We start from the raw sequence: 24875 nt of genomic DNA on the forward strand, positions 1-24875 counted from the left end.
TTTACCAACGGTTTTATTTTTTGAAGAGTCCGCCAATTCCTTTGGCGGCTCCTTTGGCGGCCATGGCGGCCATGGTACGCGCCATCTTTCCACCTTTGAATTGTTTCATCATGGTTTGCATTTGCTCAAATTGAGCTAGCAAGCGATTGACCTCTTGTACCTCTACGCCTGCACCAGCGGCGATGCGTCGCTTGCGGCTAGCCTTTAGGAGTTCTGGCTTGCTGCGCTCACGCGGTGTCATGCTGTCAATAATGCCGCGCATACGTTTGGTTTGTTTATCGGCGTTACTCAAGTTTGCTTTGGATGCTGCTTGTGCAACTTGACTAGGCAATTTATCCATTAAGCTGGCCATGCCACCCATCTTTTGCATTTGCATGAGCTGATCACGAAAATCTTCAAGATCAAACCCGCCCTTAGAAATCTTGCTTGCTAATTTTTCTGCTTTTGCAACATCTACATGTTGTTGCGCTTGCTCTACTAAGGCAAGAATGTCGCCCATGCCCAGAATGCGGTTTGCCATGCGCTCAGCATCGAAGGCCTCAAGGCCATCCATTTTTTCAGCAACGCCAATAAACTTCAGGGGCACCCCGGTTACCTGGCGAACAGAGAGTGCTGCGCCACCACGGGAATCACCGTCTAACTTGGTAAGGATGACGCCAGTCAGCGGTAATGCTTCATGGAAGGCTTTGGCCGTGTTGACGGCATCCTGCCCGAGCATTGCATCCACCACAAACAGGGTCTCAATAGGATTGAGGCTGGCGTGCAAGGTTTTAATCTCTTGCATGAGTGCTTCATCAATGCCTAGACGTCCTGCGGTATCGACCAGAACAACATCAAAATAATGACGACGTGCCCAATCTAGGGCCGCTACTGCAATGTCATTCGGCTTTTGATTGACATTACTCGGGAAAAATTCTGCGCCCACTTGTTTTGTCACAGTCTCTAACTGCTCAATAGCGGCAGGGCGATATACGTCACAAGAAACCGTCAGAACTTTCTTTTTCTTTTTCTCCTGCAACCATTTAGCCAGTTTTCCGACAGAAGTAGTTTTACCTGCACCTTGTAGGCCCGCCATCAAAATCACTGCAGGCGGCTGTGTCGCCAGGTTGAGTTCGCCACTTTGATTGGTGTCACCCATCATGACCTGGGCTAACTCGCGCTGCACCACGCCAACAAGTGCTTGGCCTGGGCTGAGGCTGCCGACAACCTCTTCGCCTAGCGCCTTAAACTTAATTTGTTCTAGTAAAGACTTGACTACTGGTAGGGCTACGTCAGCCTCCAAGAGCGCCAAGCGGATCTCGCGCAGCATCTCTGCGGTATTGGCTTCCGTAAGGCGGGCTTGACCCCGCATTGTTTTAACAACACGAGATAGGCGGTCGGTGAGGTTTTCTAGCATTTATCGATTAGACTTTCCAGATGGATATTTTAGGTCACTCAAGTTACGGATTACTTCCTCCCGCACTTTATTTGCTTCTTTTGCTCTTTTTGAGCGCGAGATCAAGGGGTGGCGTCGAGTCACCAAGCTCCTCAGGCTTGATACAAATCTTCATTTTGCTGATTTTGGTGATTCATGGGGTTGATTTGCATGAGTCCGTCTTCACTCCCCAAGGCTTTGTATTTGGTTTTGCCCAAGATTTGTCTTTGATTGCTTGGGTTGGCTTAGCTTTTTATTGGTTTCAGTCTTGGTTTTTGCCAATTTCTAGTCTGCGTTGGCTTGCTGTCCTCTTTGCCTTGATCTGTTCTTTGTTGCCAAGTCTTTTTCCTGGCACATTGATTTCACCTAAAGCGGTATCGGATCCTTGGTTTAAGGGGCACTTTATCGTCGCAACAATTGCTGTTGGCTTGCTGAGTCTGGCGGCGATGCATGCGATGTTGATGAGCGTACAAGACCGTGCACTGCACCGCCAGCTCGCTATTGTTCCTAATAGTCGCGTGGCTCACTGGTTAGAGGATTTGCCACCATTGATGACAATGGAAAGCCTGTTGTTTAATTTGCTCTATGTTGGTTTTGCGCTCCTGAGTCTGACCGTATTTTCCGGCTTGTTGTTTTCGCAAACTCTGTTTGGTAAGCCTTTGGTGTTTGATCATAAGACCATCTTTGCGCTGGTTTCTTGGTTTTTATTTGCTGGACTCTTATTGGCGCGTTGGCGCGTTGGCCTGCGTGGCCGTGCTGCAATTCGATGGGTGCTCAGTGCATACACTGCGCTGCTATTAGCCTATGTTGGCAGCCGTTTTGTTTTAGAAGTCATTTTGCAGAGGGTATGACCCTTGTTTAAGTGGCTTTTATTATTCGCGCTCGGATATTTTTTCTATCGTTGGCTTCAGCTGCAAAAGCGGTCTAAAGAGACTTTAAAAAAAGCCCCAGAGCCCAGCCCCCAAAAGGCTCTAGAGCCTGAGCCAGTGGTGCAATGCCATCACTGCAAAGTCCATCTTCCTAGCTCTGAAGCCATTGCTAACGATGCTCGCTTTTATTGCTCACAAGAGCATCTGCAGAGTTTGGATGAGCAGGGTTGGGTGGGCAATGCTGCGTGGCGCTTATCTCCTAATTACGACGCTCGACCCGAGGGTGTGAGACCAGATGTGGTGGTGATTCATCACATCAGCCTGCCGCCAGGCGAATTTAAGTATCAAGAGTCTAGTCGGTACATCGTTGATTTTTTCCAAAATCATTTGGATCCTGGCGCTCACCCCTATTTTGCAGAGATCGCCGGACAACAAGTATCAAGTCACTTTTTAATTACCCGGTCTGGGAGATTGATTCAGTTTGTTTCTACGCAAAATAAGGCATGGCATGCTGGCCTGTCTTCATTTCTGGGCAGAGAAAAATGCAATGACTTCTCTATTGGCATTGAGTTGGAGGGCGATGGAGAGTCAGCTTTTGAGGAGGCGCAATACCAGGCATTGGCAAATTTGGTAAAGATATTGGAGGGAAATTATTCCCCACTCCAGTTTGCTGGCCATAGTGACATTGCACCCAACCGAAAAACAGATCCTGGAATCTTTTTTGATTGGAAAAAGTTCCAAAAAGAGACAGGAATTTCTTCTGAAAAACTGCCTTACGGGCTGACTTCGCGCTAATCTTTTTTTGTATGTGAGCGTACGCTTACTTTGTTAGCCTTTACCTAAAAAGGGCTAAAAATTACGCACCAAAATGACTCCCAAATTACTGAATTACTTAGTAAAAATACTTATAAGTTTTTGCCAGAAAAAGCTTACCAAAGACTCAATATTTCCCTATACTTAGTGCCTAATGCGCTTCGAAACACTAGATGTAGTGTTTGAATCTAGCAATACCCCATTGTTTTTTAACGATTTTTTGTCCAAATAACTATATATAAGAGCAGGAGCAACATGACATACGCTAATCCACAGACAGCAGGCCAAGCACCTGGAGTAAATAACCCAGGAATGAGCCCTGCAGGGGCAGTCAATCAAGCCCCTTCTGCCAGCTTTGTAGCTGGTGGTGTTGGTGGTACTCAGGCAACTCAATTGTCTGATTACAAAATTATTCGCCGGAACGGCTCAGTGGTGGCATTTGAGCCATCCAAGATTGCCATTGCCGTAACGAAAGCATTTTTAGCAGTTAATGGTGGCCAAGGTGCTGCATCTGCGCGCGTGCGTGAACAAGTTGAGCAACTCACTCACTCAGTGGTGCGCGCTTTACTGCGTAGCCGCCCAAATGGTGGAACATTCCACATTGAAGATATTCAAGATCAGGTTGAATTGGCTTTGATGCGCAGCGGTGAGCACAACGTTGCCCGCGCTTATGTTCTTTACCGCGAAAAGCGTAATCAGGAGCGAGCCGCCCAGCAAGAGGTTTCCCAAGAAGCACAATCTGCTAATCAGGCCGCTGAATCTGGCATCAAAGTCACCGATAACGGCGTTGAAAAGTGGCTCGACATGGCCGCTTTGCGTACTGTCATTGAGGCAGCTTGCGAAGGCTTGGGCAATCACATTGATGCCACACCCATCATCACTGAAACTATTAAGAATTTGTATGACGGTGTACCAATGGCACAAGTCTATGACTCAGCTATTTTGGCTTCCCGTACTTTGATTGAAAAAGATCCTGCATACAGCCAAGTAACTGCTCGCATCCTGATGCACGTGATTCGTAAAGAGATCTTGGGTAAGGAAGTATTGCAAGGCGATATGCAAGCGGAGTACAGCACTTATTTCGCGAAGTACATCAATGAAGGTATTTCTGCAGAATTGTTAGATCCACGTATGCGTGAGTTTGACTTGCCACGCTTGGCCGCTGCTCTAAACGCAAGCCGTGACTTGCAGTTCAACTACCTCGGTTTACAAACTTTGTATGACCGCTATTTCTTGCACATTGAAGACCGTCGTATTGAAATGCCACAAGCATTCTTTATGCGCGTTGCAATGGGCTTAGCTTTGAACGAGTTGGACCGTGAGCGTCGTGCAATTGAGTTCTATGAAATCCTCTCTACATTTGATTTCATGTCCAGTACCCCAACACTGTTTAATTCAGCAACAACTCGTCCACAGCTCTCTAGCTGCTACTTGACCACAGTTGAAGATGATCTGGATGGCATTTACGAAGCGTTGAAAGAAAATGCTCTGTTGTCTAAGTTTGCTGGCGGCTTGGGTAATGACTGGACTAATGTTCGTGCATTAGGCAGCCATATCAAAGGCACTAACGGTAAGTCACAAGGTGTTGTGCCTTTCCTCAAAGTGGTCAATGACACTGCCGTTGCAGTAAACCAAGGTGGTAAGCGTAAGGGTGCGGTATGCGCCTACTTAGAAACTTGGCACTTAGATATCGAAGAGTTCTTGGAGTTGCGCAAGAACACTGGTGATGACCGTCGCCGTACCCATGACATGAATACCTCTAACTGGATTCCTGACTTGTTCATGAAGCGCGTTATGGAAAACGGTGACTGGACCTTGTTCTCACCTTCCAATACACCGGATTTACATGACAAGTTTGGTAAGGATTTCGAAGCTGCTTATGTTGCTTATGAGCAAAAGGCAGATCGTGGTGAGCTCAAGCCGTTCCGCAGAATTCCAGCGCAGCAATTGTGGCGCAAGATGCTCGGCATGTTGTTTGAAACAGGCCACCCATGGATTACTTTCAAAGATCCTTGCAACATCCGTAGCCCGCAACAGCACATCGGCGTTGTTCACTCTTCTAACTTATGTACTGAGATCACTCTCAATACAAACGAAGACGAGATTGCAGTTTGTAACTTGGGTTCTGTGAACTTAACTGCTCACATGACTACTGATGCAAACGGTAAATTGGTTTTGGATCATGAGAAGTTACAAAGAACTGTGCGCACTGCAATGCGCATGCTCGATAACGTGATCGATATCAACTACTACGCAGTTGCTAAAGCACGTAACTCAAACCTCAAGCACCGTCCAGTTGGTATGGGCATCATGGGCTTCCAGGACTGCTTGCATATGCAACGTATTCCTTACGCTAGCGATGAAGCTGTGAAATTTGCTGATTCTTCTATGGAAGCAGTTTGCTACTACGCCTATCAAGCTTCTAATGAATTGGCTGAAGAGCGCGGTGTTTACAGTACCTATAAGGGTTCCCTGTGGGATCGCGGCATCCTGCCACAGGACTCAGTTGCTTTATTGGCTGCTGAGCGTGGTGGATACCTGGAAGTAGACAGCTCATCCACTATGGATTGGAATAGCTTGCGTGCCCGTATTAAGCAGCACGGCATGCGTAACTCCAATTGCGTAGCGATTGCACCTACAGCAACTATTTCCAACATTATTGGCGTTTCTGCTTGTATCGAGCCAACATTCCAGAACTTATTCGTGAAATCGAATCTTTCTGGCGAGTTCACGGTGGTGAATGAGTATTTGGTCCGTGATTTGAAAGATCGCGGCTTATGGGATGAAGTAATGATTGCTGACTTGAAGTACTTTGACGGTACTTTGTCCAAAATTGATCGCATTCCGCAAGATTTGCGTGATTTGTATGCGACTGCCTTTGAAGTCGAGCCAAGCTGGTTGGTTGAGGCGGCCTCCCGTCGTCAGAAGTGGATTGATCAAGCTCAGTCATTGAATATTTACATGGCTGGTGCATCTGGCAAGAAATTGGACGACACTTATAAGTTGGCTTGGTTGCGCGGTCTCAAAACCACGTATTACCTCCGCACTATGGCTGCAACTCACGTTGAGAAATCTACGGTTGCTAGCGGCCAATTGAACGCGGTTTCCAGTGGCGGTGGCGTAAACGGTACCGATGCAGCGGCCGCTGGTCCAGCTGGCGGCGTTGAAGCAGATGGTCCAGTTTGCACAATGCGCCCAGGTGATGCTGGATTTGAAGAATGTGAAGCATGCCAATAAGCCATTCGCTTATTGGCCATAAATAAAAGAAATTAGGAGAAAGTTATGTTGAATTGGGAAGAGGAAGTTGCTCCAGCACTAGCGAAAGCTGGTCTTGCACCGCAGCCGGTTGCAGTGGAGCCACAACGTCCACAGCCAGATCAAGTGGCGATGGCGCCTCAAACTGCTGCGCCTGTAGCTGCTGCCAGTTTGTCTGGTGGTGCAGCTTTGCGGGTAAATGCTGCTGACAAGCGCGTGATTAATGCCAAGACTGACGTTAATCAGTTAGTTCCATTTAAATATAAGTGGGCTTGGGAGAAATATTTGGCTGGTTGTGCAAACCACTGGATGCCACAAGAGATCAATATGAACCGCGATATTGCGCTTTGGAAAGATCCTAATGGCCTGACAGAAGACGAGCGTCGCATTATTAAACGCAACCTTGGTTTCTTTACAACAGCCGACTCTTTAGCTGCGAACAACATTGTTTTGGGTACTTATCGCCACATTACTGCTCCAGAATGCCGCCAATACCTATTGCGCCAGGCTTTTGAAGAGGCAATTCACACCCATGCATACCAATATATTGTGGAATCTTTGGGTTTAGATCAGTCCGAAATCTTCAATGCGTACCACGAGATTGACTCGATTCGCGCTAAAGATGAGTTCTTGATTCCTTATATTGACGTCCTAACCAATCCAAATTTCAAGACTGGCACCTTAGAAGCCGACCAAACATTGCTCCGTTCACTGATTGTTTTTGCTTGCGTAATGGAAGGTTTGTTCTTTTATGTTGGTTTTACGCAAATACTTGCGATGGGTCGTCAAAACAAAATGACGGGTGCTGCCGAGCAGTATCAATACATCCTTCGCGACGAGTCAATGCACTGCAATTTTGGCATCGATTTAATTAACCAAATCAAGCTGGAGAACCCGCAGTTATGGACTTCCGCGTTCAAAGACGAGATCAAATCGATCTTCGAAAAAGCGGTCGAATTAGAGTACCGTTATGCCGAAGATACGATGCCTCGTGGAGTGCTCGGATTGAACGCTCCGATGTTCAAAGGGTACCTAAGATACATCTGTAATCGCAGATGTTTGCAAATAGGACTTGACGCGATGTTCCCAAATGAAGAGAATCCATTTCCATGGATGTCAGAAATGATTGATCTGAAAAAAGAAAGAAACTTTTTTGAGACACGCGTTATTGAGTATCAAACTGGCGGTGCGCTAAGTTGGGAGTAGTTAGCAGTAAGTAAGCGCATAGCCGGCTAAATAGGAGATTAGACGGTTGGATAGTTTAAGTAGTCAGCAAAAACAGACTCAAATCCGAAAACCCTTGCTCAAGGGTGCCTGGGCTATTCTCTCTATTTTTTCCAGCACATTTAAGAAGCCGTTGTCCTTCGGGGCCACGGCTTTTTTTCCAGGATTCATTAGCGTGCAGCACTTAGCTTCAAGCCGCGCGCCGATGAATGGCTCGCTCGCCAGATCCAAAAGGTTGCAAAACCCCGCGGAAATGAGTGGTCGGGTCTTCTTAATGTAGTTTGTACTAATCCTCACGTGAAGGAGCAATACTATGGCAATCGCCAAGAAAAAACCTGCTGCAAAGAAACCAGCTGCTAAGAAAAAAGTAGCTGCAAAGAAACCAGCTGCTAAAAAAGTAGCTAAGAAGCGTCCTGCTGCTAAAAAAGCTGCTGCTAAAAAGCCAGCTGCTAAAAAAGTAGCTAAGAAGCGTCCTGCTGCTAAAAAAGCTGCTGCTAAAAAGCCAGCTGCTAAAAAAGTAGCTAAGAAGCGTCCTGCTGCTAAAAAAGCTGCTGCTAAAAAGCCAGCTGCTAAAAAAGCAGTTAAGCGCGTAGCAAAAAAGCGCGTAGCAAAAAAAAAGTAAGTAAGCCTGCTGCGAAGAAAGCGGGCTCTGCTGTAAAAAAGCCCGCGGCTAAGAAAGCTGCACTAGCAACATCCGCCGCTGCTTGGCCCTTCCCAACTGGCACACGTCCTTAATTGGACGGGTGTTACTAGAAGGGGTCTCTCACGAGACCCCTTTTTTATTGCCTATCGTTTTGAAATGCTCAGAAGCTAAAGCCAAATGCAGTTTTAAACTGTTCGGCGATCTGTGCTTTGCTCAATTGATGATTTTGTGGTCCCTGATGGGTGATCTTGATTGAGCCCAGCAAGCTCGCTAGACGACCGGTAGTTTCCCAATCCATGCCGTTTTCCAATCCGAATAGCAATCCGCCGCGGAAGGCATCGCCACAACCGGTTGGATCAACTACTTTGGCTGCCGGTACCGGCGGAATGGAGATGCATTTGCCGTCGCTATAGATATCTGCCCCCTCTGCGCCTTTAGTCACAATCAAGGCTTTGACACGTTCAGCAACTTTTGCCAAGCTCAGCCCCGTTCTTTGTGAAAGCATTTCTCCTTCATAGTCATTCACTGCCAAATAGCTAGCGATATCGACTAATTCCAATAATTCCGGGCCATTAAACATGGGAAGACCTTGGCCTGGATCAAAAATAAATGGGATATTCGCTTCAGCCAGTTGGTGGCAGTGCTCCCACATGCCTTGACGTCCATCCGGGGCAACGATGCCAAATTTAGCCGCCCCTTTTCCATTTTTGCTGCGCTCAGTCACTACTGCGGCCACTTGATTAAGGTGCGATTCGCCCATTGCACCAGGGTGGAATGCGGTGATTTGATTGTTTGCCTGGTCGGTGGTGATCATGGCCTGTGCAGTAAACGCATGATCAATTTGTCGAATATGGCTTGCATCGATCTTGAGGTCCTTGAGTCGATTCAAGTACGGTGCAGCATCCCCGCCAACCGTTGCCATGATGATCGGATCTCCCCCTAGCAAGTTGAGGTTGTACGCAATATTGCCAGCGCAACCTCCAAATTCACGGCGCATGGTGGGGACCAAGAAGGCTACATTCAATATATGAATCTGCTCGGGCAGAATTTGATCGGCAAATTTGCCTTCAAAGTTCATGATGGTGTCGTAAGCGATAGAGCCGCAGATCAAGCTAGCCATAAATTACTTTCTAAGAGGGTGGGGGTGGTCAAAAAGGATTATTGAGGGTAGAGAACGTGCACACGATACCCTGCAGCATTGGGCGGCAAGACAATGGGGAGCTCTACTTGGATGATTTCTCCGGCAGGTGCACCCAGTTTTGAAAAATCGGGATGCGCTGCTTGCCAGGTATTCGGTAGCCATTCTTGTGGCTCAAATTGAATCAACTTCACTTCTGCTTCTTCAGCATCCGTGAGAGAAACTTCTAAATTAGGGAGCAAAACTGGAACAGCAAGTCTATTTTGTATTTCAACTTGCAGCATAGATTGATTTGCAGCGCTTTTAAGGCCTTCTCGCGCGCTTTCGGGCGATAGAGTAGCTGAAGTTATTTTCCATGCAGAAAAATCGCTCACAGAGCGATTAAAGCAGCCTAGCGCCTTACATAATTTTTGATCAATCGCTTGCAGCAGTGCAAATGCTTTTACAGCAACGACAGAGGAGCTGCCATCAACCCGTGGCGCGAGTGCCGGAAGCAAGGTGTTGCGAGAAAGGTGCTCACCAAAGACAAGCAAGATCAAAAGGAGGCCGGTCAGGGCGAGGAATTTAAGACTTTTTTTTTGAGCAGGTGCAGCAAAAGCAGTTTGTTTTTCTGCTGTTAGGGTGCCATGTAAGCAAACCCAGCCTTCACTTTCCTTCCAAACTGAGAGTGTGAGCCATTGGCTGTAAGTGGCAATAACTTCCTCTGCTTGTCTTGCAAGCACGCCAGATAAAACAATTTGACCACCAGGGCGCATCTTGTTGACCAGTGCTGGAGCAAGCACTTGAAGAGGATTGGCCAAAATATTGGCCATCACGATGTCATATTTGGTTTCGGCTGCAAGTTCGGGCGCCCCTTCGGTCGGCAGAACAAAGCGAATGATGGTGTTGTTGATTTCTGCGTTACTTCGGGCAGCAACCATTGCTTGAGGGTCAATATCAGTGCCAACTACAGGATTGCAACCCAGTTTTGCGGCAGCAATTGCCAAAATACCTGAACCACAACCGTAATCGAGCAAACTTTGATTTGTTAAATTGGTGTGCTCTTCAAGCCAAAGTAGACATAGATGTGTAGTGGGGTGGCTACCGGTGCCAAACGCTAATCCCGGATCCACAGCCAAGCAAATAGCATTGGGATCGGTTGGAGCATCGTGCCATGAGGGCACTACCCAGATGCGTTTACCAATCTGAATGGGAGCAAATTGACTTTGCGTCAGCCTTACCCAATCTTGCTCTTCAACCGTTTTTTCTTGGGGTGGCGCCAAGTTAAAGCCAGATTCCTTGAGAGCAGAAAGCAGTTCTGGAATAAAGTTGGCGCTTCCTGAAGCATCTATCTCTGGATTGAATAAGGCGGTAACCGCTGAGCGATCCCATGCTTGCACTTCGGGAGAAAGGCCGGGCTCTCCGTATAACGGATTTTCATCATAGCCACCAGCTGCGTCATCTTCCACCGTAACAGAGAGTGCGCCTAATTCGAGTAAGGCATCACCCAGAGGTTCGGCAGTTTCAGCAGCTACCGTGAATACGAGTTCACGATAGGACATGGGGTACTCGCATCAATTAAGGTTTTCCGCGGCTTGCAGCTTGCTCTTCTAGGCGATGCTCTAGGTAATGGATGCTGGTTCCGCCCTCAATAAAGTTGGGATCTAGCATGAGCTCGCGATGCAAGGGAACATTAGTAGTGATGCCATCAATCACCATCTCAGACAGTGCAATTTGCATACGGCGGATCGCTTGTTCGCGGGTATTGCCGTAAGAAATCAGCTTGCCAATCATGGAATCGTAGTTGGAGGGAACCATGTAGCCGCTATAGGCGTGAGAATCGACGCGAATACCGGGGCCGCCCGGCATGTGAAAGGAGCCAATGCGACCAGGACTTGGAGTGAATTTAAAAGGATCTTCTGCGTTGAGACGACATTCAATCGCGTGACCACGGAAAACAATATCTTTTTGGCGATAGCTCAACTTAAGACCAGCTGCAATGCGAATCTGTTCTTGAACGATGTCAACGCCGGTAATCATTTCTGTGACGGGATGCTCCACTTGAACACGGGTATTCATCTCAATAAAGAAAAATTCACCGTTTTCATAGAGGAATTCAAAGGTGCCCGCACCACGATAGCCAATTTTTCTACAGGCTTCAGCACAGCGCTCACCAATTTTGGCGATGAGGCGACGATCAATTCCTGGGGCAGGGGCTTCTTCAATCACTTTTTGGTGGCGGCGCTGCATTGAGCAATCACGCTCACCTAACCAAATGGCATTGCCGTGGGTATCAGCCAGAATTTGAATCTCTACGTGGCGAGGTTTCTCTAAAAACTTCTCCATATAGACTTCAGGGTTGCCAAAGGCGCGGCCAGCTTCTTCGCGGGTCATATTGACGGCATTAATCAAGTGCGCTTCGGTATGCACCACGCGCATGCCGCGTCCACCACCACCGCCGGCAGCTTTAATGATGACTGGATAGCCAACCTTTTTGGCCGCAGCAATAATTTCCTTGGGATCATCCGGCAACGCGCCCTCAGAACCTGGAACACAAGGAACGCCTGCTTTGATCATGGCGCGCTTAGCAGAAACTTTATCGCCCATTAGGCGAATCGAAGCTGCTGTGGGGCCGATGAATGCAAAACCAGACTTTTCAACACGCTCTGCAAAGTCAGCATTCTCGGAGAGAAAGCCATAACCCGGATGAATCGCTTCTGCATCGGTGACCTCGGCTGCAGAAATAATTGCAGGCATATTGAGGTAGCTCAGTGGAGAGGGCGCAGGTCCGATGCATACTGCTTCATCAGCTAGCTTTACGTACTTGGCTTCTTTGTCTGCAGTGGAATAGACCACAACAGTTTTAATTCCCAACTCGCGGCATGCGCGTTGGATGCGGAGAGCAATTTCTCCCCGATTGGCAATCAGAATCTTATCGAACATGTCGGCTCTGAGTTAGGTAAAAAGGATTAAAAGGAAACGCGAACAGATTAAGCAATGACGAAGAGCGGCTGATCAAATTCAACGCCCTGACCGTTTTCGCAGAGAATTTCTTTAATAACTCCCGCTTTTTCTGATTCGATTTCATTGAGCAACTTCATAGCTTCAATGATGCAAAGGGTTTGTCCAACCTTCACGGTGTCGCCTACGTTGACGAAGTTTGGAGATTCTGGATTTGGTGCGCGATAGAACGTACCCACCATTGGAGATTTTGCAATAAAGCCGGTTTCAGCCGCAGGTGCTTCTGGTACTGGTGCGGCAGCAGCAGGAGCTGGAGCAGCAGCAGGTGCGCTAGCAGCTGCGGGTGCTGGGTTTGCATAAACCACTTGACCTACTGGGGCAGGGGATCCCGCATTCACAATTCGTACGCGGTCCTCACCTTCGTTGACCTCTAATTCAGAGATGCCTGATTCAGAAACTAGGTCGATTAGGGTTTTGAGTTTTCTTAGATCCATGTGAGTATGTCCTCTCTTGCGATTCTTTAAGTAAGCTTATTTTTGTAAACGAGCAATGGCTGCTTGCAGTGCTAATTCGTAGCCAATCACGCCAAGACCACAAATCACTCCAGTTGCAATGTCTGACAAATAGGAGTGTTTGCGAAACTCTTCGCGTTGGTGAATATTCGACAGATGAACCTCTGTAAAGGGGATGGCAACGCCTGATAAGGCATCACGCAGCGCAACACTGGTGTGGGTAAAGGCGCCTGGGTTAATGATGATGAAATCAACACCATCTTGCTTGGCCTTTTGAATGCGATCAATGAGTTCGCCTTCGTGATTGCTTTGGTACGTACCAAGGTCAACGGACTGGGCTTTTGCCAAGGCTGCTAGTCTGGCATGGATATCTTCTAGGGTAGTTTTTCCGTAAACCTCGGGTTCACGGGTGCCCAATAGATTGAGATTTGGGCCCTGAATTACGAGAATTGAAGCTTTTTTAGACATAGATCCCTATTTTTAGAGGCAGTTAGGTGTCAATTGTTTAATTTGGCTGTTAGCCGCCCGTATACAAACATGCTTCACTTGCGATGTCTGAAAGTATACCCTCTAGGGGGGGGGGAACAAACTAAAAAAGAGGGCCTAAAAAAAGATTTTTCTCTGCTTTTAATGACAATTATTGAAAATTATCGTTATTAATGCCCAATATTTAGGCAATAAATATTGGGATGAATTTCGCTATCATGAGTCAAATTAATCTATAAGGCCGAATTTATTGCCTTTTTGAGTTCATCTTCGCTTATTTTCCCTAATTTGGTGTAGATTGATTTTCCTTGTGGATTGATGATGACCGTGTATGGGAGTGCGCCTTGAGTATTCCCCATTTGTTTTGCGAGATTGCTGCCTTCTAATCCACCAATCACAATAGGATATGAAATCGGTGTTTTTTGAAGAAATTCACGTATGTTAGAAGGTGAATCGATACCGATGCCAACAATTAATACATTTTTATCGGCATATTCCTGTGCAATTTTGTCTAAAGCAGGCATTTCCTCAACACAGGGTGGGCACCAGGAGGCCCAAAAGTTCACAACCAGTACTTTATTGCGCCAATTTTCCGAATTAGCCGGTTTTCCATCTGGAGTTTGCCAAGAGTTGGCAAAAAAGGCCTTGATTGAGGGATCGCTTGCCAGACCCGTTTGAGAAATCCAGTGAGAGGAAAAGACTCCAGCAAGGAGCGCCAAAAGACTAATTCCGCTGATGATGATCCACTGTCTTCGGTTCACTGCAACTCCTTCGCTAAAATTCGCAGATGCATATACATATCTTGGGCATTTGCGGTACTTTCATGGGCGGCATAGCCGCAATCGCTCGGCAAGCGGGACATCGCGTTACGGGATGCGACGCCAACGTCTATCCACCAATGAGTACGCAGCTGCAAGCACAAGGCATCGAACTGATTGAGGGATTCTCGCCGGATCAATTATTACAGTTTGAGACCATGCCTGATTTATTCGTGATTGGCAATGTGGTTTCTCGAGGCAATCCTTTGATGGAGGCCATTCTCAATCAAGGTCTACCTTATATTTCTGGCCCCCAATGGTTGGGTGAGCAAGTTTTATATGGCCGGCATGTGTTGGCAGTAGCAGGTACGCATGGCAAGACAACAACATCGGCAATGCTCACTTGGGTTTTGGAGTTTAATGGTTACAAGCCGGGATATTTAATTGGTGGTGTTCCCTTGAATTTCACGGTGTCTGCGCGCCTAGGCGAAAGTAAATATTTTGTCATCGAGGCCGATGAATATGACACCGCGTTTTTTGATAAGCGCAGTAAGTTTGTGCACTACAGACCTCGCACGGCTTTATTAAATAATTTGGAATTTGATCACGCTGATATTTTTGCTGATTTAGCAGCTATTGAGACCCAATTTCACCATTTAGTTCGCACTGTTCCAGGCGATGGTTTATTGGTGGTGAATGGCGAAGAGCCTGCGTTAGAGCGTGTGGTTGCGCGGGGAGCCTGGGCTCCAGTAGAGCGCTTTGGTCAGGATGCCGCGAATGCATGGTCTTTGATTTCGCAAGACGCCGATGGTTTTATTGTGAAGCACCTTGGCAAGGAAGTGGCAACTGTGATGTGGGCACCCGATTCTGGTGTGATGGGTAGGCATAATCAACTCAATGCCTTGGCTGCAATTGCTTGTGCAAATCACATTGGTATTTCTCCGGCGGATTCTGCGCGTGCTTTGGCTGCCTTCAAGAATGTGAAGCGTCGTTTAGAAACGATTGGCGTTGCCAAAGACATTACGGTTTACGATGATTTTGCGCATCACCCTACTGCCATTACAACTACAGTCGATGGTTTGCGTCGTCGTGTTGGTCAGGCAAGAATCTTGGCGGTCTTAGAGCCCCGTTCAAATACTATGAAACTGGGCGTGATGAAGGCGCAGTTACCGGCAAGTTTGGAGCGGGCTGACAAGATCTTTGCTTTTGGTGCCAATGCTGGCAAAGAGTCGCTTGGCTGGGACTTGGCTCAAGTACTGGCGCCACTGAATGCAAAAGAGCGCGATCGAGCGCAAGCCTTTGATGATTTAGACGTATTGGTGAATGCAGTTGCCCAAGAGGCAAAGCCAGGGGATCACATTCTGGTGATGAGTAATGGTGGATTTGGCGGCGTCCATCAAAAAATATTAAAAGCTGTAGCGTCACAATAAATACAGAAAGCAAAACATGGGCGATAGATTAAAAGGCAAAGTAGCGATTGTTACTGGAGCAGCAAAGGGTATCGGCTTTGCAACCGCACAACGATTTGCTCAAGAGGACGCGATTGTCATCATTGCGGACATGAATGCGCAGGCCGTGCAAAGCGCAGCAGCCCAAATATCCAATGCCGAAGCCTATGCGATGAACGTGACAGATCGTGCCAGTATTCAGGCGGTGGTTGATCAAGTAATGCAGAAGTATGGTCGTATCGATATTTTGATTAATAACGCTGGCATTACTCAGGATGCCCGCTTGATCAAAATGACTGAAGCGCAATTTGATACGGTGATTGATGTCAATCTCAAGGGTGTATTCAATTGCACACAATTGATCGTGCCGCATATGCTGGAGGCTGGCTCTGGGGCCATTGTCAATGCTTCTAGCGTAGTGGGACTCTATGGCAATTTTGGCCAAACCAATTATTCCGCCACTAAATTTGGTGTGATTGGCTTTACAAAAACGTGGGCGCGCGAACTTGGTCCAAAGGGGATACGAGTCAACGCAGTGTGCCCTGGCTTTATTGCTACCGAAATGGTGAAGGCCATGCCTGAAAATATTCTGCAGGATATTGAAAAACGCAGTTGGCTTGGCCGCCTTGGCACCCCTGAAGAAATGGCCAATGTATATTTATTTTTGGCGAGCGATGAGGCGAGCTATGTCAACGGAGTCGCTTTAGAAGCTAGTGGCGGGATCTCGCTCTAAGCATGAATCTTTTATACGAAGAAGGTGGCGATATCAAAATCGCTACGGTGCAGTCAGCCACCGGCTCTGGAGATGCAGAGTCCTGGCAGGCAACCAGTCTCTCGGGCAAGAAAATCAAACTCAAAGCCAAAGAAGTATGGCTGCGTTTTGAGAAGCCGGAAGCGCAAGCGGTCATGAATGAGGCGACTACCTTATCTCAAGATATCGATTTACAGCTGCTGTGGGATTGCGCTCCCGACGAGGAGTTTGGGTTAATAGAGGTATCACTCGAATACTTTGGCGCACAAGCCACTATCCCTCAGCAAGTGGCTTTGGCCATTGCTTTACAGGGTGCCCCTGTCTTTTTCCGTCGCAAGGGTCGCGGTCGTTTTCAGCGGGCGCCACTAGAGCAACTTCAGGCAGGCTTAGCTGCCCTAGAGCGCAAACAAAAAGAGCTAGAGCAGCAATCGGTTTGGCAGCAAGAGTTTGTTGCTGGCACGTTTCCGGAGGCTTTAAAGTCATCAGCCAAACCATTGCTTTTTTCGCCTGATAAAAATACTAGCGCTTACAAAGCCCTCGTGGCTGCCTGTACTGAAACGGGCGAGTCTGCCGCTCAACTGATGATTCGTTGCGGTGCCTTAGATTCTCCATTGGCCTATCACCAAGGTTTATTTCTAAAGGCCCACTTTCCACAAGGGGCGGCGCATCAAGATATCGTAGTGGAGCAAGCGAGCTTTGATGCAGCGATTGCGGATTTACCTTTAGCGCAAGTGAGCGCCTTTTCAATTGACGATTCCGGCACTACTGAAATTGACGATGCCTTATCAGTTACCGAATTAGCGGATGGTGCCCATCGTATTGGTATCCATATTGCAGCTCCTGGATTGGCTATTGCCAAGGATGATCCTCTAGACAAGGTCGCGCGTAATCGCATGTCAACGGTCTATTTTCCAGGCGACAAAATCACCATGTTGCCCAATGCAGTCATTGAACGGTTTTCTCTAGACGAGGGCGCACCACGGCCGGCCTTGTCGATATATGTCGATATCGATGCCAGCGGCGTGGTGAATCGTGATTCTTTACAAATGCGCGTAGAGAAGGTCCCGATGGCTGCAAACTTGCGCCTAGAAAATATCGAATCCCTGGTAAGCGAGGAGAGCCTTGCTGATGATGGCGCTCAATACCCTTTCCACCGAGAGCTGGCAGTTTTGTGGCAAGCCGCAAAGCACCTGCATGCTGGCCGTCAAGAAAAACGCGTTGCCAATGGCCTGCGCGCTGAGCAGTTAGGCTTAGTTGATCCCAATGCCTTGGCAAGAGACTTTCATTTTCAAATAAAAGATGTTGATGGAGTACAGCGTGTTGAGATCACGCCTCGTCAGCGGGGCTCTATTTTGGATACGATTGTTGCGGAGTGGATGATCTTTTGTAATAGCGCATCTGGTCAGTTGTTGGCAGATCATGGTCTACCTGGCTTATTTAGAACCCAAAAAGGTTGGGGACCATTGCGCACACGCATGCAAACTACACCTGGCCCGCATGAGGGCCTCGGTTTGGATTACTACGCTTGGTGCACCTCTCCCTTGCGTCGCTATTCTGACTTGGTAAATCAATGGCAATTAATTGCCTTGGCAAAACATGGAGTAACAGCCAAGATGGTTGCCCCCTTTCCGCCCAGAGATGCCGGTTTGATGGGCATTGCTGCCGATTTTGAATCTTGTTATCAAGCCTATGGCGAATATCAGGACCGCTTGGAAAAGTATTGGTGTTTGCGTTGGATTGCACAAGACGGGGATTCTAAAAATCTCTATGTACGTCATTTGAAAGAAGGCATGTCTCGGGTGGAGCAAGTACCGCTGCATTTGCCAATCCCAGAATTAATCAGCCAGCCTCGCATGACCCGCGCACAAGTGACAGTATCTGATGTGGATTTATTGCAATTAAGCGCTGCTGTTAGGGTGATCGAGATTGAGGCTAAGGTAGAGGCAGAGCCTGCTACCCCACCAGCTGGTGATACTGAAGAAGATGCTGGCTCGGATTAAAACATTCCAGATGCCGCGCTCGGCTAAGTTGGAGCAAGTCATTGCGTACTTCCAAAATGCCTGGCGGCATCATCCATTTCGTCTGGCGCTGTGTGCTTCCCTCCTGATCCACATTATTTTTTTATCATTTCGTTGGGGGTTTGGCGAGATACAAAGCCGCCGACTTAATACGCCCTTAAGCGTAGTGTTGGTCAATGCAACCAATAAAGTGCCACCACAACAGGCAAATAAACTAGCTCAAGCAGACTTGCAAGGGGGTGGTAAATCCCAAGATCAGGACGCCACTGCTTTGCATCGCGCAAGATTAGGGGCTGAGGCACGCTTAGAGGTTCTGGAGAAACAGCAAAAGCAAATGCTTGCTAAGCTCGATGAGCAGCGTGCGCGCTCTGGCGGTCGCAAGAGTGGGGATGAACAAAAAATTGCCTCACAGTTAAATTCATTAGAGGCTGAATTGGCCAAACGGCTCCAGACTGATGGTCGTGAGCCGCGACGCAAAGTATTGACTGGTGCCAATACCAAATCCGTGACCTTTGCACATTATTACGATGCGATGCGACAAAAGATTGAGGCTTACGGCAGCGCTTTTTTCCCGCGCGCCAATGGGCGCCCACTGTATGGCAGCTTAATCATTGTTGTTAGCGTAGACGCACAAGGTAGGATTACCTCGAATGCCCAAGGCAAGGATGGTTTAGCAATTGGGCGTAGCTCAGGCAATCCAGAATTAGATCGTCAGGCTTTAGCAATTGTGCGGGCTTCGGCTCCCTTTGGCCCCTTTCCTTCAGAGATGCGCAATCAAATCGATATTCTCGATTGGGTTTCTACTTTTGAGTTCACACGCGAGGGAAATGATCGTCTGGAATTACGCCATTAATCATTTTTTAGAAAACTAGTCCAGAAATTCGCTTATTCTTTAGCCATCATGACTTCCTCTGCCTCCATCGCTTTGCATACTGATCCTAGTTTATTTCCAGACTTGGAGGTATATGCCGTTGCTGGTAATCCCATTGGGCACAGTAAATCACCTTTGATTCATCAGCGTTTTGCAGAGCAAGCCCAACAAGCAATGCACTATGGCCGCTTACAGCCGGATTTGAATGGGTTTGCAAAGGCTGCCAAAGCCTTCTTTGCTGCTGGTGGCAAAGGTATGAATGTCACAGTGCCCTTTAAGTTAGATGCCCAAGAGTTTGCGGACGAAGTGAGTGCGCGTGCTCGTTTAGCAGGTGCAGTGAACACGCTTTGGATGCGCGACGGAAAAATTTACGGCGATAACACTGATGGTGCAGGTTTAGTGCGCGATCTGTTGGCGCAAGGTATTGCACTTGAGCAGGCACGTATTTTGCTGATTGGTGCTGGCGGAGCCGCGCGTGGTGTTATTGGACCTTTGCTAGAACAGTCTCCAAAATGTTTAGTCATCGCAAATCGTTCCAGCGCAAAAGCAGATGAATTAGTCAAATTGTTTGCTAACCTTGCGGCTAGCCAAGAGGTTGCCTTGGAGTCGCGCACGTTGGCTGATTTGGAGGATGTCAGCAAAACGCCTTATCCATTTGACGTGGTGATTAATGCAACTGCTGCTGGCTTGTCAGGGGAGTCTCCTTTGACCACAAAAGCGGTGAGCAATATTTTCACACCAAGTTCATTTGCTTATGACATGGTTTACGGAAAGACCACGGTCTTTATGCAGCAGGCATTGCAACGTGGTGCGCGTATCAGCGATGGTCTTGGCATGCTGGTTGAGCAGGCGGCAGATGCATTTTTGCTTTGGCGTGGCGCAAAGCTCGCATCTTGCATTGATCCCCGCGCTGTACTGGCTAAATTACGCAGTTAATTGACGAGATCCTGTAGATGCGTTGGCTTCTATATCCCCTGAAGTGTTTCTTATGTGGGATTGTGGTTATGCAGCTCTACTTTGCTATTCAGATTGCTTTGTGGATTAGCCTAGATCCCAGTAGCACGGCATTTCAGCGGGCTGAGCATTGGCGTCTTTGTAGTTGGCATTGGTCCTGTGCAGTGGAATCCTCGTGGACGCCTTATAGCAAAATTTCCAATAACCTCAAGCGCGCTGTTCTTGTTAGCGAGGACGATATTTTCTTTCAGCATAAAGGCGTGCGGGTAGAGGATATGCAAAAGGCTTGGGAAAAGAATCAACAAAAACTACAATCGAGTGGTAAGCCCAAAACAGCATTGCGAGGTGGCTCAACCATTACCCAGCAATTGGCGAAGAATTTATTTTTATCCTCCGAGCAAAATTATTTTCGCAAAGGGCAAGAGCTCATCATTACTGGTCTTCTAGAGCTCATCCTATCTAAGCAAAGACTCTATGAGATTTATCTCAATTCAGTAGAGTGGGGCGAGGGCATTTTCGGAATTGGAGCAGCAGCAAATCATTACTATGCGACCAGTCCTGCAAACTTAGACCGAGATCAAGCCGCTGCCTTGGCTTCCGCTTTACCTGCGCCCAAGTGCTTTGATAAGCAACACTATTGTTTAAGAGGTAGTATTAATTACACCGCGCGCCAAGAATTTATTTTGGACAATATGGAGCGCGTCGCTTTAGCGCCCATACCCAACCCAAGCAAGAAATCTAAATAGCGGCCCTCAGGGCATCGCGTGTAGTTTGGGTAACTGCTCTAGCGGCTTGCGCGAAATCATTGCCGGAGCTGGCATACAAAATCGCGCGAGAAGAGTTGATGATCATGCCGGTGCCTGGTTTTCCCGGAACACTGCCAGCTTTCACTGTGGCCTCGATATCTCCACCTTGAGCCCCGATGCCAGGAATCAATAGAGGCATCTCACCCACAATTGCTCGCACCTTGGCAATTTCCTCTGGAAAGGTTGCTCCCACCACAAGCCCAATTTGACTGGATGCATTCCATTGGGTAGCTGCCAGTTTCGCAACATGTAAGTAGAGCGGTTCGCCACTTGGAGCAATATTGAGAAATTGCAAATCCGAGCCGCCAGGATTAGAGGTGCGACAGAGAACAATGACGCCTTTACCTGAATGTTTGAGGTAAGGCTCAATGGTATCAAAGCCCATATAGGGATTGACGGTAATAGCATCCGCACCATAGCGTTCAAAAGCCTCTAGAGCGTAGTGGTCGGCTGTGCTGCCGATGTCCCCCCGCTTGGAATCGAGGATGACCGGGATATGGGGATACCGATCTTTGAGGTGACGGATCAATTTCTCCAGTTGGGCTTCGGCTCTTTGTGAGGCAAAGTAGGCGAACTGGGGTTTAAAGGCGCAAACCAAATCCGCAGTGGCATCAGCGATATCACGGCAGAATTCAAAGATTCCTTCAGGCCTACCTTGTAGGGGTGTGGGTAGACGCTGAGGATCTGGGTCAAATCCTACGCACAGCATGCTGCCTTGGGAAGCCCATGCAGACTGGAGTTGCTGGTTAAAGGTATTTGAGCGTGAGTTCATTGGATTTGGCTTATTTTAGTGAAACTGACATGTTCTATAGGATAAACTAGCGCACATTCCTAAGGAGTTCACCATGATCAACTTGTTCGTCCTGCAAAATGGCCGCCTCTCTCAAGAGCAAGTAGAAGATCGCAATGAATTATTGCAATACGCCAATCCTATCTGGATTGACGTAGTTGATCCAGAGGAAGAAGAGCTTATTTGGATTAAAGAGGCGTTTGGCGTGCTTTTGCCCGAGTTGGATGACTTGGGTGACCTAGAAGCTTCCGCGCGTTATTTTGAGGCCGATGATGGCCACCTCCATATTCGTACTGATTTCTTATTGGATGAGGAAGAAACCTCTCGTAACGTACGAGTTGCATTTGTGCTCACCAAGCAAGTCTTGTTTTCGATCCATGACGAAGATTTACCAGTATTCCGTTTGGTGCGCTTGCGGGCGCGCTTGCGTCCGGGATCAGTCAGTAATGCAAAAGATGTGTTGCTCGATTTGTATTCAACCGACGCTGAATATTCTGCTGATGCTTTGGAAGAGGTTTATGAAAACCTGGAGCAGGCTGGAAAACGTGTTTTGCAAGACGACATTAATGATGCTGATGCTGAGCAAGTGCTCGAGACAATTGCAAAAGAGGAAGACACGAATGGGCGTATTCGTCGCAATGTGATGGATACCCGCCGAGCCTTATCTTTCCTGATGCGTAGCAAGCTCTTGTCGGATGAGCAACAAGAAGAGGCGCGTCAAATTTTGCGCGATATTGATTCTCTAGAAAACCATACTGCATTCCTGTTTGATAAGATCAACTTCTTAATGGATGCAACGGTCGGTTTTATTAATTTGAATCAGTCCAAAATTATTAAGATCTTCTCGGTGGTATCTGTCGCCTTAATGCCGCCAACCTTGCTGGCAAGCGTATGGGGCATGAACTATAAACACATGCCAGAGCTAGATGCGACTTGGGGTTATCCAATGGCCATCATTGCGATGGTGATTTCCGCCATCATCCCGCTGTGGTACTTCCATCACAAAGGCTGGATGAAATAATTTAGTCTTCGAGAAGCTTTGCCAATTCAGACAGTACGTATTGGCAAGCCTGCTCGCGAATCGCTTGGCGATCTCCTACAAAGTGCATTGTTTTGCTGAGTACTCTGTTTTCGCCCGCATCATTTTGAATAGCCCAAGCAAAACAGACGGTACCCACCGGTTTTTCTGCTGACCCACCGCTTGGGCCAGCAATGCCCGTGATGGAAATGGCCGCATTCACCCCGGCATTGAGTTGAGCCCCTTTAGCCATGGCTTGGGCTACTTGCTCGCTAACAGCCCCAACAGATTCAATCAGCTCGACTGGTACGCCCAAACTATCTGCTTTGGCTTCGTTGCTGTAGGTGATAAAGCCACGCTCAAACCAATCGCTTGATCCCGGTAGTTCAGTGAGTGCTGCGCAGACTAGTCCACCGGTACAGGATTCAGCTGCTGCCATCTGCCAATGTTTAGCGCGCAGAATTTCCGCTAAGGTTTTGACGGTATCCATAGAAGTCATCATGCGCCCCAACCCAGTTGTTGCATCAGCACTTGCGCGATCGCGATGAGCAAGAGCGTGAAAAATGCTGCCGCAAGATCGTCAACCACTATGCCAAATCCACGCCACAGTATTTGGAGCAGACTCGATGGGGTATTGGCACCCTCTTGTTTTTTAAAATGGCGATCAATTATGCCAATCGGGCCTGGCTTTAGAGCATCAAAAAAACGAAAGAGCAAAAAGGCAGAGACTTGCAACCAAATGCTGGATGGTGTGATGAAGACAAGTACTAGCCAAAATGCAACCATCTCGTCCCAAACAATGCCACCAAAATCTTTTTTCCCCAATTCTTCACTGACATGTCCGCAGATCCAGCAGCCCAAGAAAATGCCGCCGCCGATGATCCACACAAAATCTTCCGTACTTAAAAAATATTCGCCAATCAAAAATGCTGCCCAGGCCCAGAGGGTACCAGCTGTACCAGGTGCGACGGGGCTTAGACCACTACCAAAGCCAAACGCCAGGGTACGGCTGGCTGTTTGAAACATCCACTTTAGGTTTGGCTGGGTTTCGATAGGGGCGTTGGTAGTCATTTTGCAAAGTGATCAAATGATTTCATGAGGGCAGCTGTCTCAGATTCGCTTAAGTAATGATCGTCATTCTTCATGAGGCGCACCTGAGGCAGATGATGTCGTTTTGGGGTAATGCTACCAATACAAGTGAGTGCAAGATGGATGGATTGACTAATTGCGAGGATGGCGCCCCGTTGATTTTTGGGTGCAGTAAAACACAGCTCATAATCATCACCACCGCTAGCAGCAAACAAATCTTGAATGGCAACACTTTGTTTTTGTAAAACACTCGATTTGGGGAGAAGGTCTAAAGCGATTTCTGCATCGACTTGAGATTGATCTAGGACGTGTTGCAGATCACCCAAGAGACCATCGGAAATATCTAAAGCAGCCGTGGCGATTCCTCTGAGCTGGAGCCCAAGTTCAATCCGCGGAGTGGGTTGATGCATGCGGTGACCAATGTCTTGTAGATCGTTTTCTGACAAAGAAAGTTCATGACGCAGTGCAGCAAGAGTGAGCCTGGCATCCCCTAATGAACCGGAGACCCAAACATCATCTTCGGGTTTTGCCCCTGATCTGCGAATGGATTTTCCACTCGGTACCGAGCCAATCGCGGTAATAGAGAGTGTGAGTGGGCCGGCGGTAGTATCGCCACCAATAAGGGGGCATGAATACTGATTTGCAAGGCTAAATAAGCCCTTGGAGAAGCTTTCTAGCCACTGGGTATCAGTTTGAGGAAGTGCAATTGCTAAGGTGAATCCGAGCGGTTTGGCCCCCATGGCAGCTAAGTCTGAAAGATTGACTGCTAGGGCTTTACGGCCTAGTGCTTCGGGATCTGTGCCAGCGAAAAAATGCCTGCCTTCCACCAACATATCGGTGGTGATGGCCATTTCTTCGCCAGGATTTGGATTTAGGAGTGCACAGTCATCTCCTATCCCCAGGCTAATCGCTGGATTGGGGTGAGAGCCTGTTTTGAAAAAACGTTCAATCAGGTCAAATTCGCCTAGAGGGTTGCTGTGAGATTGCATACCCCATTTTATGGCTCTTGGGATCCCAATGTCTGAGAGGAATAGAATAAATGTCTTATAAGTCTTAGATAAAACGAATTAGCGAGCGA

23 protein-coding genes and 1 pseudogene are annotated in these 24875 nt (G+C 47.8%); 12 read left to right on the forward strand and 12 right to left on the reverse strand.

Annotated features, from left to right (window positions below; genetic code table 11):
• Positions 1-13: 13 nt before the first annotated feature.
• On the reverse strand, positions 14-1396 hold the full coding sequence (gene ffh, locus ICN24_RS02320) for a signal recognition particle protein (RefSeq protein WP_216221077.1): 1383 nt from the start codon (positions 1394-1396) through the stop codon (positions 14-16).
• Between the two features lie 137 nt (positions 1397-1533).
• On the opposite strand from ffh, the gene ICN24_RS02325 reads away from it, so the two are divergent.
• The 5 genes from ICN24_RS02325 to ICN24_RS02345 all read left to right on the forward strand — a co-directional run bounded on the left by ICN24_RS02325 (position 1534) and on the right by ICN24_RS02345 (position 8197).
• Positions 1534-2265: an inner membrane protein YpjD gene (locus ICN24_RS02325; RefSeq protein ID WP_255532532.1), complete on the forward strand. Its 732-nt coding sequence runs from the start codon at positions 1534-1536 to the stop codon at positions 2263-2265.
• 3 nt (positions 2266-2268) lie between these two features.
• Positions 2269-3078 (forward strand): 1,6-anhydro-N-acetylmuramyl-L-alanine amidase AmpD, encoded by an 810-nt coding sequence (gene ampD / locus ICN24_RS02330; protein ID WP_255532533.1) that lies wholly within the window; start codon positions 2269-2271, stop codon positions 3076-3078.
• A gap of 330 nt (positions 3079-3408) precedes the next feature.
• Positions 3409-6333, forward strand: a complete 2925-nt coding sequence (locus ICN24_RS02335; RefSeq protein ID WP_370623108.1) for a ribonucleoside-diphosphate reductase subunit alpha — start codon at positions 3409-3411, stop codon at positions 6331-6333.
• 45 nt (positions 6334-6378) lie between these two features.
• Entirely contained in the window at positions 6379-7557 is a 1179-nt protein-coding gene (locus ICN24_RS02340; RefSeq protein ID WP_216221081.1) for a ribonucleotide-diphosphate reductase subunit beta, read from the forward strand.
• Between the two features lie 331 nt (positions 7558-7888).
• On the forward strand, positions 7889-8197 hold the full coding sequence (locus ICN24_RS02345; RefSeq protein ID WP_255532534.1) for a hypothetical protein: 309 nt from the start codon (positions 7889-7891) through the stop codon (positions 8195-8197).
• Positions 8198-8378: 181 nt separating this feature from the next.
• Here ICN24_RS02345 and ICN24_RS02350 read toward each other — a convergent pair whose 3' ends face one another.
• The 7 genes and pseudogenes from ICN24_RS02350 to ICN24_RS02375 form a co-directional block, all read right to left on the reverse strand.
• Positions 8379-9338: a carbohydrate kinase family protein gene (locus ICN24_RS02350; protein ID WP_216221082.1), complete on the reverse strand. Its 960-nt coding sequence runs from the start codon at positions 9336-9338 to the stop codon at positions 8379-8381.
• A gap of 38 nt (positions 9339-9376) precedes the next feature.
• Entirely contained in the window at positions 9377-9895 is a 519-nt protein-coding gene (locus ICN24_RS10320) for a DUF3426 domain-containing protein (protein WP_255532585.1), read from the reverse strand.
• Positions 9896-9976: 81 nt separating this feature from the next.
• Positions 9977-10897, reverse strand: a pseudogene (gene prmA, locus ICN24_RS10325) (50S ribosomal protein L11 methyltransferase); the annotation flags it as partial.
• Between the two features lie 16 nt (positions 10898-10913).
• Complete coding sequence (gene accC / locus ICN24_RS02360) at positions 10914-12278, reverse strand: acetyl-CoA carboxylase biotin carboxylase subunit (protein ID WP_216221084.1); 1365 nt, start codon at positions 12276-12278, stop codon at positions 10914-10916.
• 47 nt (positions 12279-12325) lie between these two features.
• A complete protein-coding gene (gene accB / locus ICN24_RS02365; RefSeq protein WP_216221086.1) occupies positions 12326-12790 on the reverse strand; it encodes an acetyl-CoA carboxylase biotin carboxyl carrier protein in 465 nt (154 codons plus the stop codon).
• Between the two features lie 36 nt (positions 12791-12826).
• Positions 12827-13276, reverse strand: a complete 450-nt coding sequence (aroQ, locus tag ICN24_RS02370) for a type II 3-dehydroquinate dehydratase (RefSeq protein WP_216221088.1) — start codon at positions 13274-13276, stop codon at positions 12827-12829.
• Positions 13277-13527: 251 nt separating this feature from the next.
• Positions 13528-14055 carry a redoxin family protein gene (locus ICN24_RS02375; RefSeq protein ID WP_216221090.1) on the reverse strand — a complete coding sequence of 176 codons (528 nt, stop codon included), beginning with the start codon at positions 14053-14055 and terminating at the stop codon, positions 13528-13530.
• A 26-nt stretch (positions 14056-14081) separates the two neighbouring features.
• Between ICN24_RS02375 and mpl the strand changes: the two genes are divergently transcribed.
• From mpl to mtgA, 6 genes are read left to right on the forward strand one after another with little or no spacing between them, the layout of a single operon-like run.
• Complete coding sequence (gene mpl, locus ICN24_RS02380; RefSeq protein WP_216221092.1) at positions 14082-15482, forward strand: UDP-N-acetylmuramate:L-alanyl-gamma-D-glutamyl-meso-diaminopimelate ligase; 1401 nt, start codon at positions 14082-14084, stop codon at positions 15480-15482.
• Between the two features lie 16 nt (positions 15483-15498).
• Complete coding sequence (gene fabG / locus ICN24_RS02385) at positions 15499-16233, forward strand: 3-oxoacyl-ACP reductase FabG (RefSeq protein WP_216221094.1); 735 nt, start codon at positions 15499-15501, stop codon at positions 16231-16233.
• 2 nt (positions 16234-16235) lie between these two features.
• Positions 16236-18251 (forward strand): ribonuclease catalytic domain-containing protein, encoded by a 2016-nt coding sequence (locus ICN24_RS02390; protein WP_216221096.1) that lies wholly within the window; start codon positions 16236-16238, stop codon positions 18249-18251.
• A 10-nt stretch (positions 18252-18261) separates the two neighbouring features.
• Positions 18262-19122 carry an energy transducer TonB gene (locus ICN24_RS02395; RefSeq protein ID WP_255532535.1) on the forward strand — a complete coding sequence of 287 codons (861 nt, stop codon included), beginning with the start codon at positions 18262-18264 and terminating at the stop codon, positions 19120-19122.
• 48 nt (positions 19123-19170) lie between these two features.
• On the forward strand, positions 19171-20076 hold the full coding sequence (gene aroE / locus ICN24_RS02400) for a shikimate dehydrogenase (RefSeq protein ID WP_216221100.1): 906 nt from the start codon (positions 19171-19173) through the stop codon (positions 20074-20076).
• 17 nt (positions 20077-20093) lie between these two features.
• Positions 20094-20840 carry a monofunctional biosynthetic peptidoglycan transglycosylase gene (gene mtgA, locus ICN24_RS02405; RefSeq protein WP_216221102.1) on the forward strand — a complete coding sequence of 249 codons (747 nt, stop codon included), beginning with the start codon at positions 20094-20096 and terminating at the stop codon, positions 20838-20840.
• On the opposite strand, the gene pyrF is transcribed toward mtgA, so the two are convergent.
• Positions 20833-21672, reverse strand: a complete 840-nt coding sequence (gene pyrF, locus ICN24_RS02410) for an orotidine-5'-phosphate decarboxylase (RefSeq protein ID WP_216221103.1) — start codon at positions 21670-21672, stop codon at positions 20833-20835. The genes mtgA and pyrF overlap by 8 nt on opposite strands.
• Before the next feature lie 73 nt (positions 21673-21745).
• Here pyrF and corA point away from each other — a divergent pair, with 73 nt between their 5' ends.
• Positions 21746-22711 carry a magnesium/cobalt transporter CorA gene (gene corA / locus ICN24_RS02415; RefSeq protein WP_216221105.1) on the forward strand — a complete coding sequence of 322 codons (966 nt, stop codon included), beginning with the start codon at positions 21746-21748 and terminating at the stop codon, positions 22709-22711.
• A gap of 1 nt (position 22712) precedes the next feature.
• On the opposite strand, the gene ICN24_RS02420 is transcribed toward corA, so the two are convergent.
• From ICN24_RS02420 to thiL, 3 genes are read right to left on the reverse strand one after another with little or no spacing between them, the layout of a single operon-like run.
• Positions 22713-23207: a CinA family protein gene (locus ICN24_RS02420; protein ID WP_216221107.1), complete on the reverse strand. Its 495-nt coding sequence runs from the start codon at positions 23205-23207 to the stop codon at positions 22713-22715.
• A complete protein-coding gene (locus ICN24_RS02425; protein WP_216221108.1) occupies positions 23207-23779 on the reverse strand; it encodes a phosphatidylglycerophosphatase A in 573 nt (190 codons plus the stop codon). The genes ICN24_RS02420 and ICN24_RS02425 overlap by 1 nt, the downstream gene beginning before the upstream one ends.
• On the reverse strand, positions 23776-24786 hold the full coding sequence (gene thiL / locus ICN24_RS02430) for a thiamine-phosphate kinase (protein ID WP_216221109.1): 1011 nt from the start codon (positions 24784-24786) through the stop codon (positions 23776-23778). Before thiL ends, ICN24_RS02425 begins: the two co-directional genes overlap by 4 nt.
• Positions 24787-24875: the final 89 nt, after the last annotated feature.

The organism is Polynucleobacter sp. UK-Kesae-W10 (genome assembly GCF_018881575.1).
Classification (GTDB): domain Bacteria; phylum Pseudomonadota; class Gammaproteobacteria; order Burkholderiales; family Burkholderiaceae; genus Polynucleobacter.

Coding starts and splice junctions, on each gene's coding strand:
- mpl (WP_216221092.1), top strand. CDS start 14,082: ATGCATATACATATCTTGGGCATTTGCGGTACTTTCATGGGCGGCATA.
- accC (WP_216221084.1), bottom strand. CDS start 12,278: ATGTTCGATAAGATTCTGATTGCCAATCGGGGAGAAATTGCTCTCCGC.
- pyrF (WP_216221103.1), bottom strand. CDS start 21,672: ATGAACTCACGCTCAAATACCTTTAACCAGCAACTCCAGTCTGCATGG.
- ICN24_RS02425 (WP_216221108.1), bottom strand. CDS start 23,779: ATGACTACCAACGCCCCTATCGAAACCCAGCCAAACCTAAAGTGGATG.
- ICN24_RS02345 (WP_255532534.1), top strand. CDS start 7,889: ATGGCAATCGCCAAGAAAAAACCTGCTGCAAAGAAACCAGCTGCTAAG.
- ICN24_RS02395 (WP_255532535.1), top strand. CDS start 18,262: ATGCCGCGCTCGGCTAAGTTGGAGCAAGTCATTGCGTACTTCCAAAAT.
- accB (WP_216221086.1), bottom strand. CDS start 12,790: ATGGATCTAAGAAAACTCAAAACCCTAATCGACCTAGTTTCTGAATCA.
- ICN24_RS02420 (WP_216221107.1), bottom strand. CDS start 23,207: ATGACTTCTATGGATACCGTCAAAACCTTAGCGGAAATTCTGCGCGCT.
- ffh (WP_216221077.1), bottom strand. CDS start 1,396: ATGCTAGAAAACCTCACCGACCGCCTATCTCGTGTTGTTAAAACAATG.
- aroE (WP_216221100.1), top strand. CDS start 19,171: ATGACTTCCTCTGCCTCCATCGCTTTGCATACTGATCCTAGTTTATTT.
- aroQ (WP_216221088.1), bottom strand. CDS start 13,276: ATGTCTAAAAAAGCTTCAATTCTCGTAATTCAGGGCCCAAATCTCAAT.
- ICN24_RS02340 (WP_216221081.1), top strand. CDS start 6,379: ATGTTGAATTGGGAAGAGGAAGTTGCTCCAGCACTAGCGAAAGCTGGT.
- fabG (WP_216221094.1), top strand. CDS start 15,499: ATGGGCGATAGATTAAAAGGCAAAGTAGCGATTGTTACTGGAGCAGCA.
- corA (WP_216221105.1), top strand. CDS start 21,746: ATGATCAACTTGTTCGTCCTGCAAAATGGCCGCCTCTCTCAAGAGCAA.
- mtgA (WP_216221102.1), top strand. CDS start 20,094: ATGCGTTGGCTTCTATATCCCCTGAAGTGTTTCTTATGTGGGATTGTG.
- ICN24_RS02390 (WP_216221096.1), top strand. CDS start 16,236: ATGAATCTTTTATACGAAGAAGGTGGCGATATCAAAATCGCTACGGTG.
- thiL (WP_216221109.1), bottom strand. CDS start 24,786: ATGCAATCTCACAGCAACCCTCTAGGCGAATTTGACCTGATTGAACGT.
- ICN24_RS02350 (WP_216221082.1), bottom strand. CDS start 9,338: ATGGCTAGCTTGATCTGCGGCTCTATCGCTTACGACACCATCATGAAC.
- ICN24_RS02335 (WP_370623108.1), top strand. CDS start 3,409: ATGAGCCCTGCAGGGGCAGTCAATCAAGCCCCTTCTGCCAGCTTTGTA.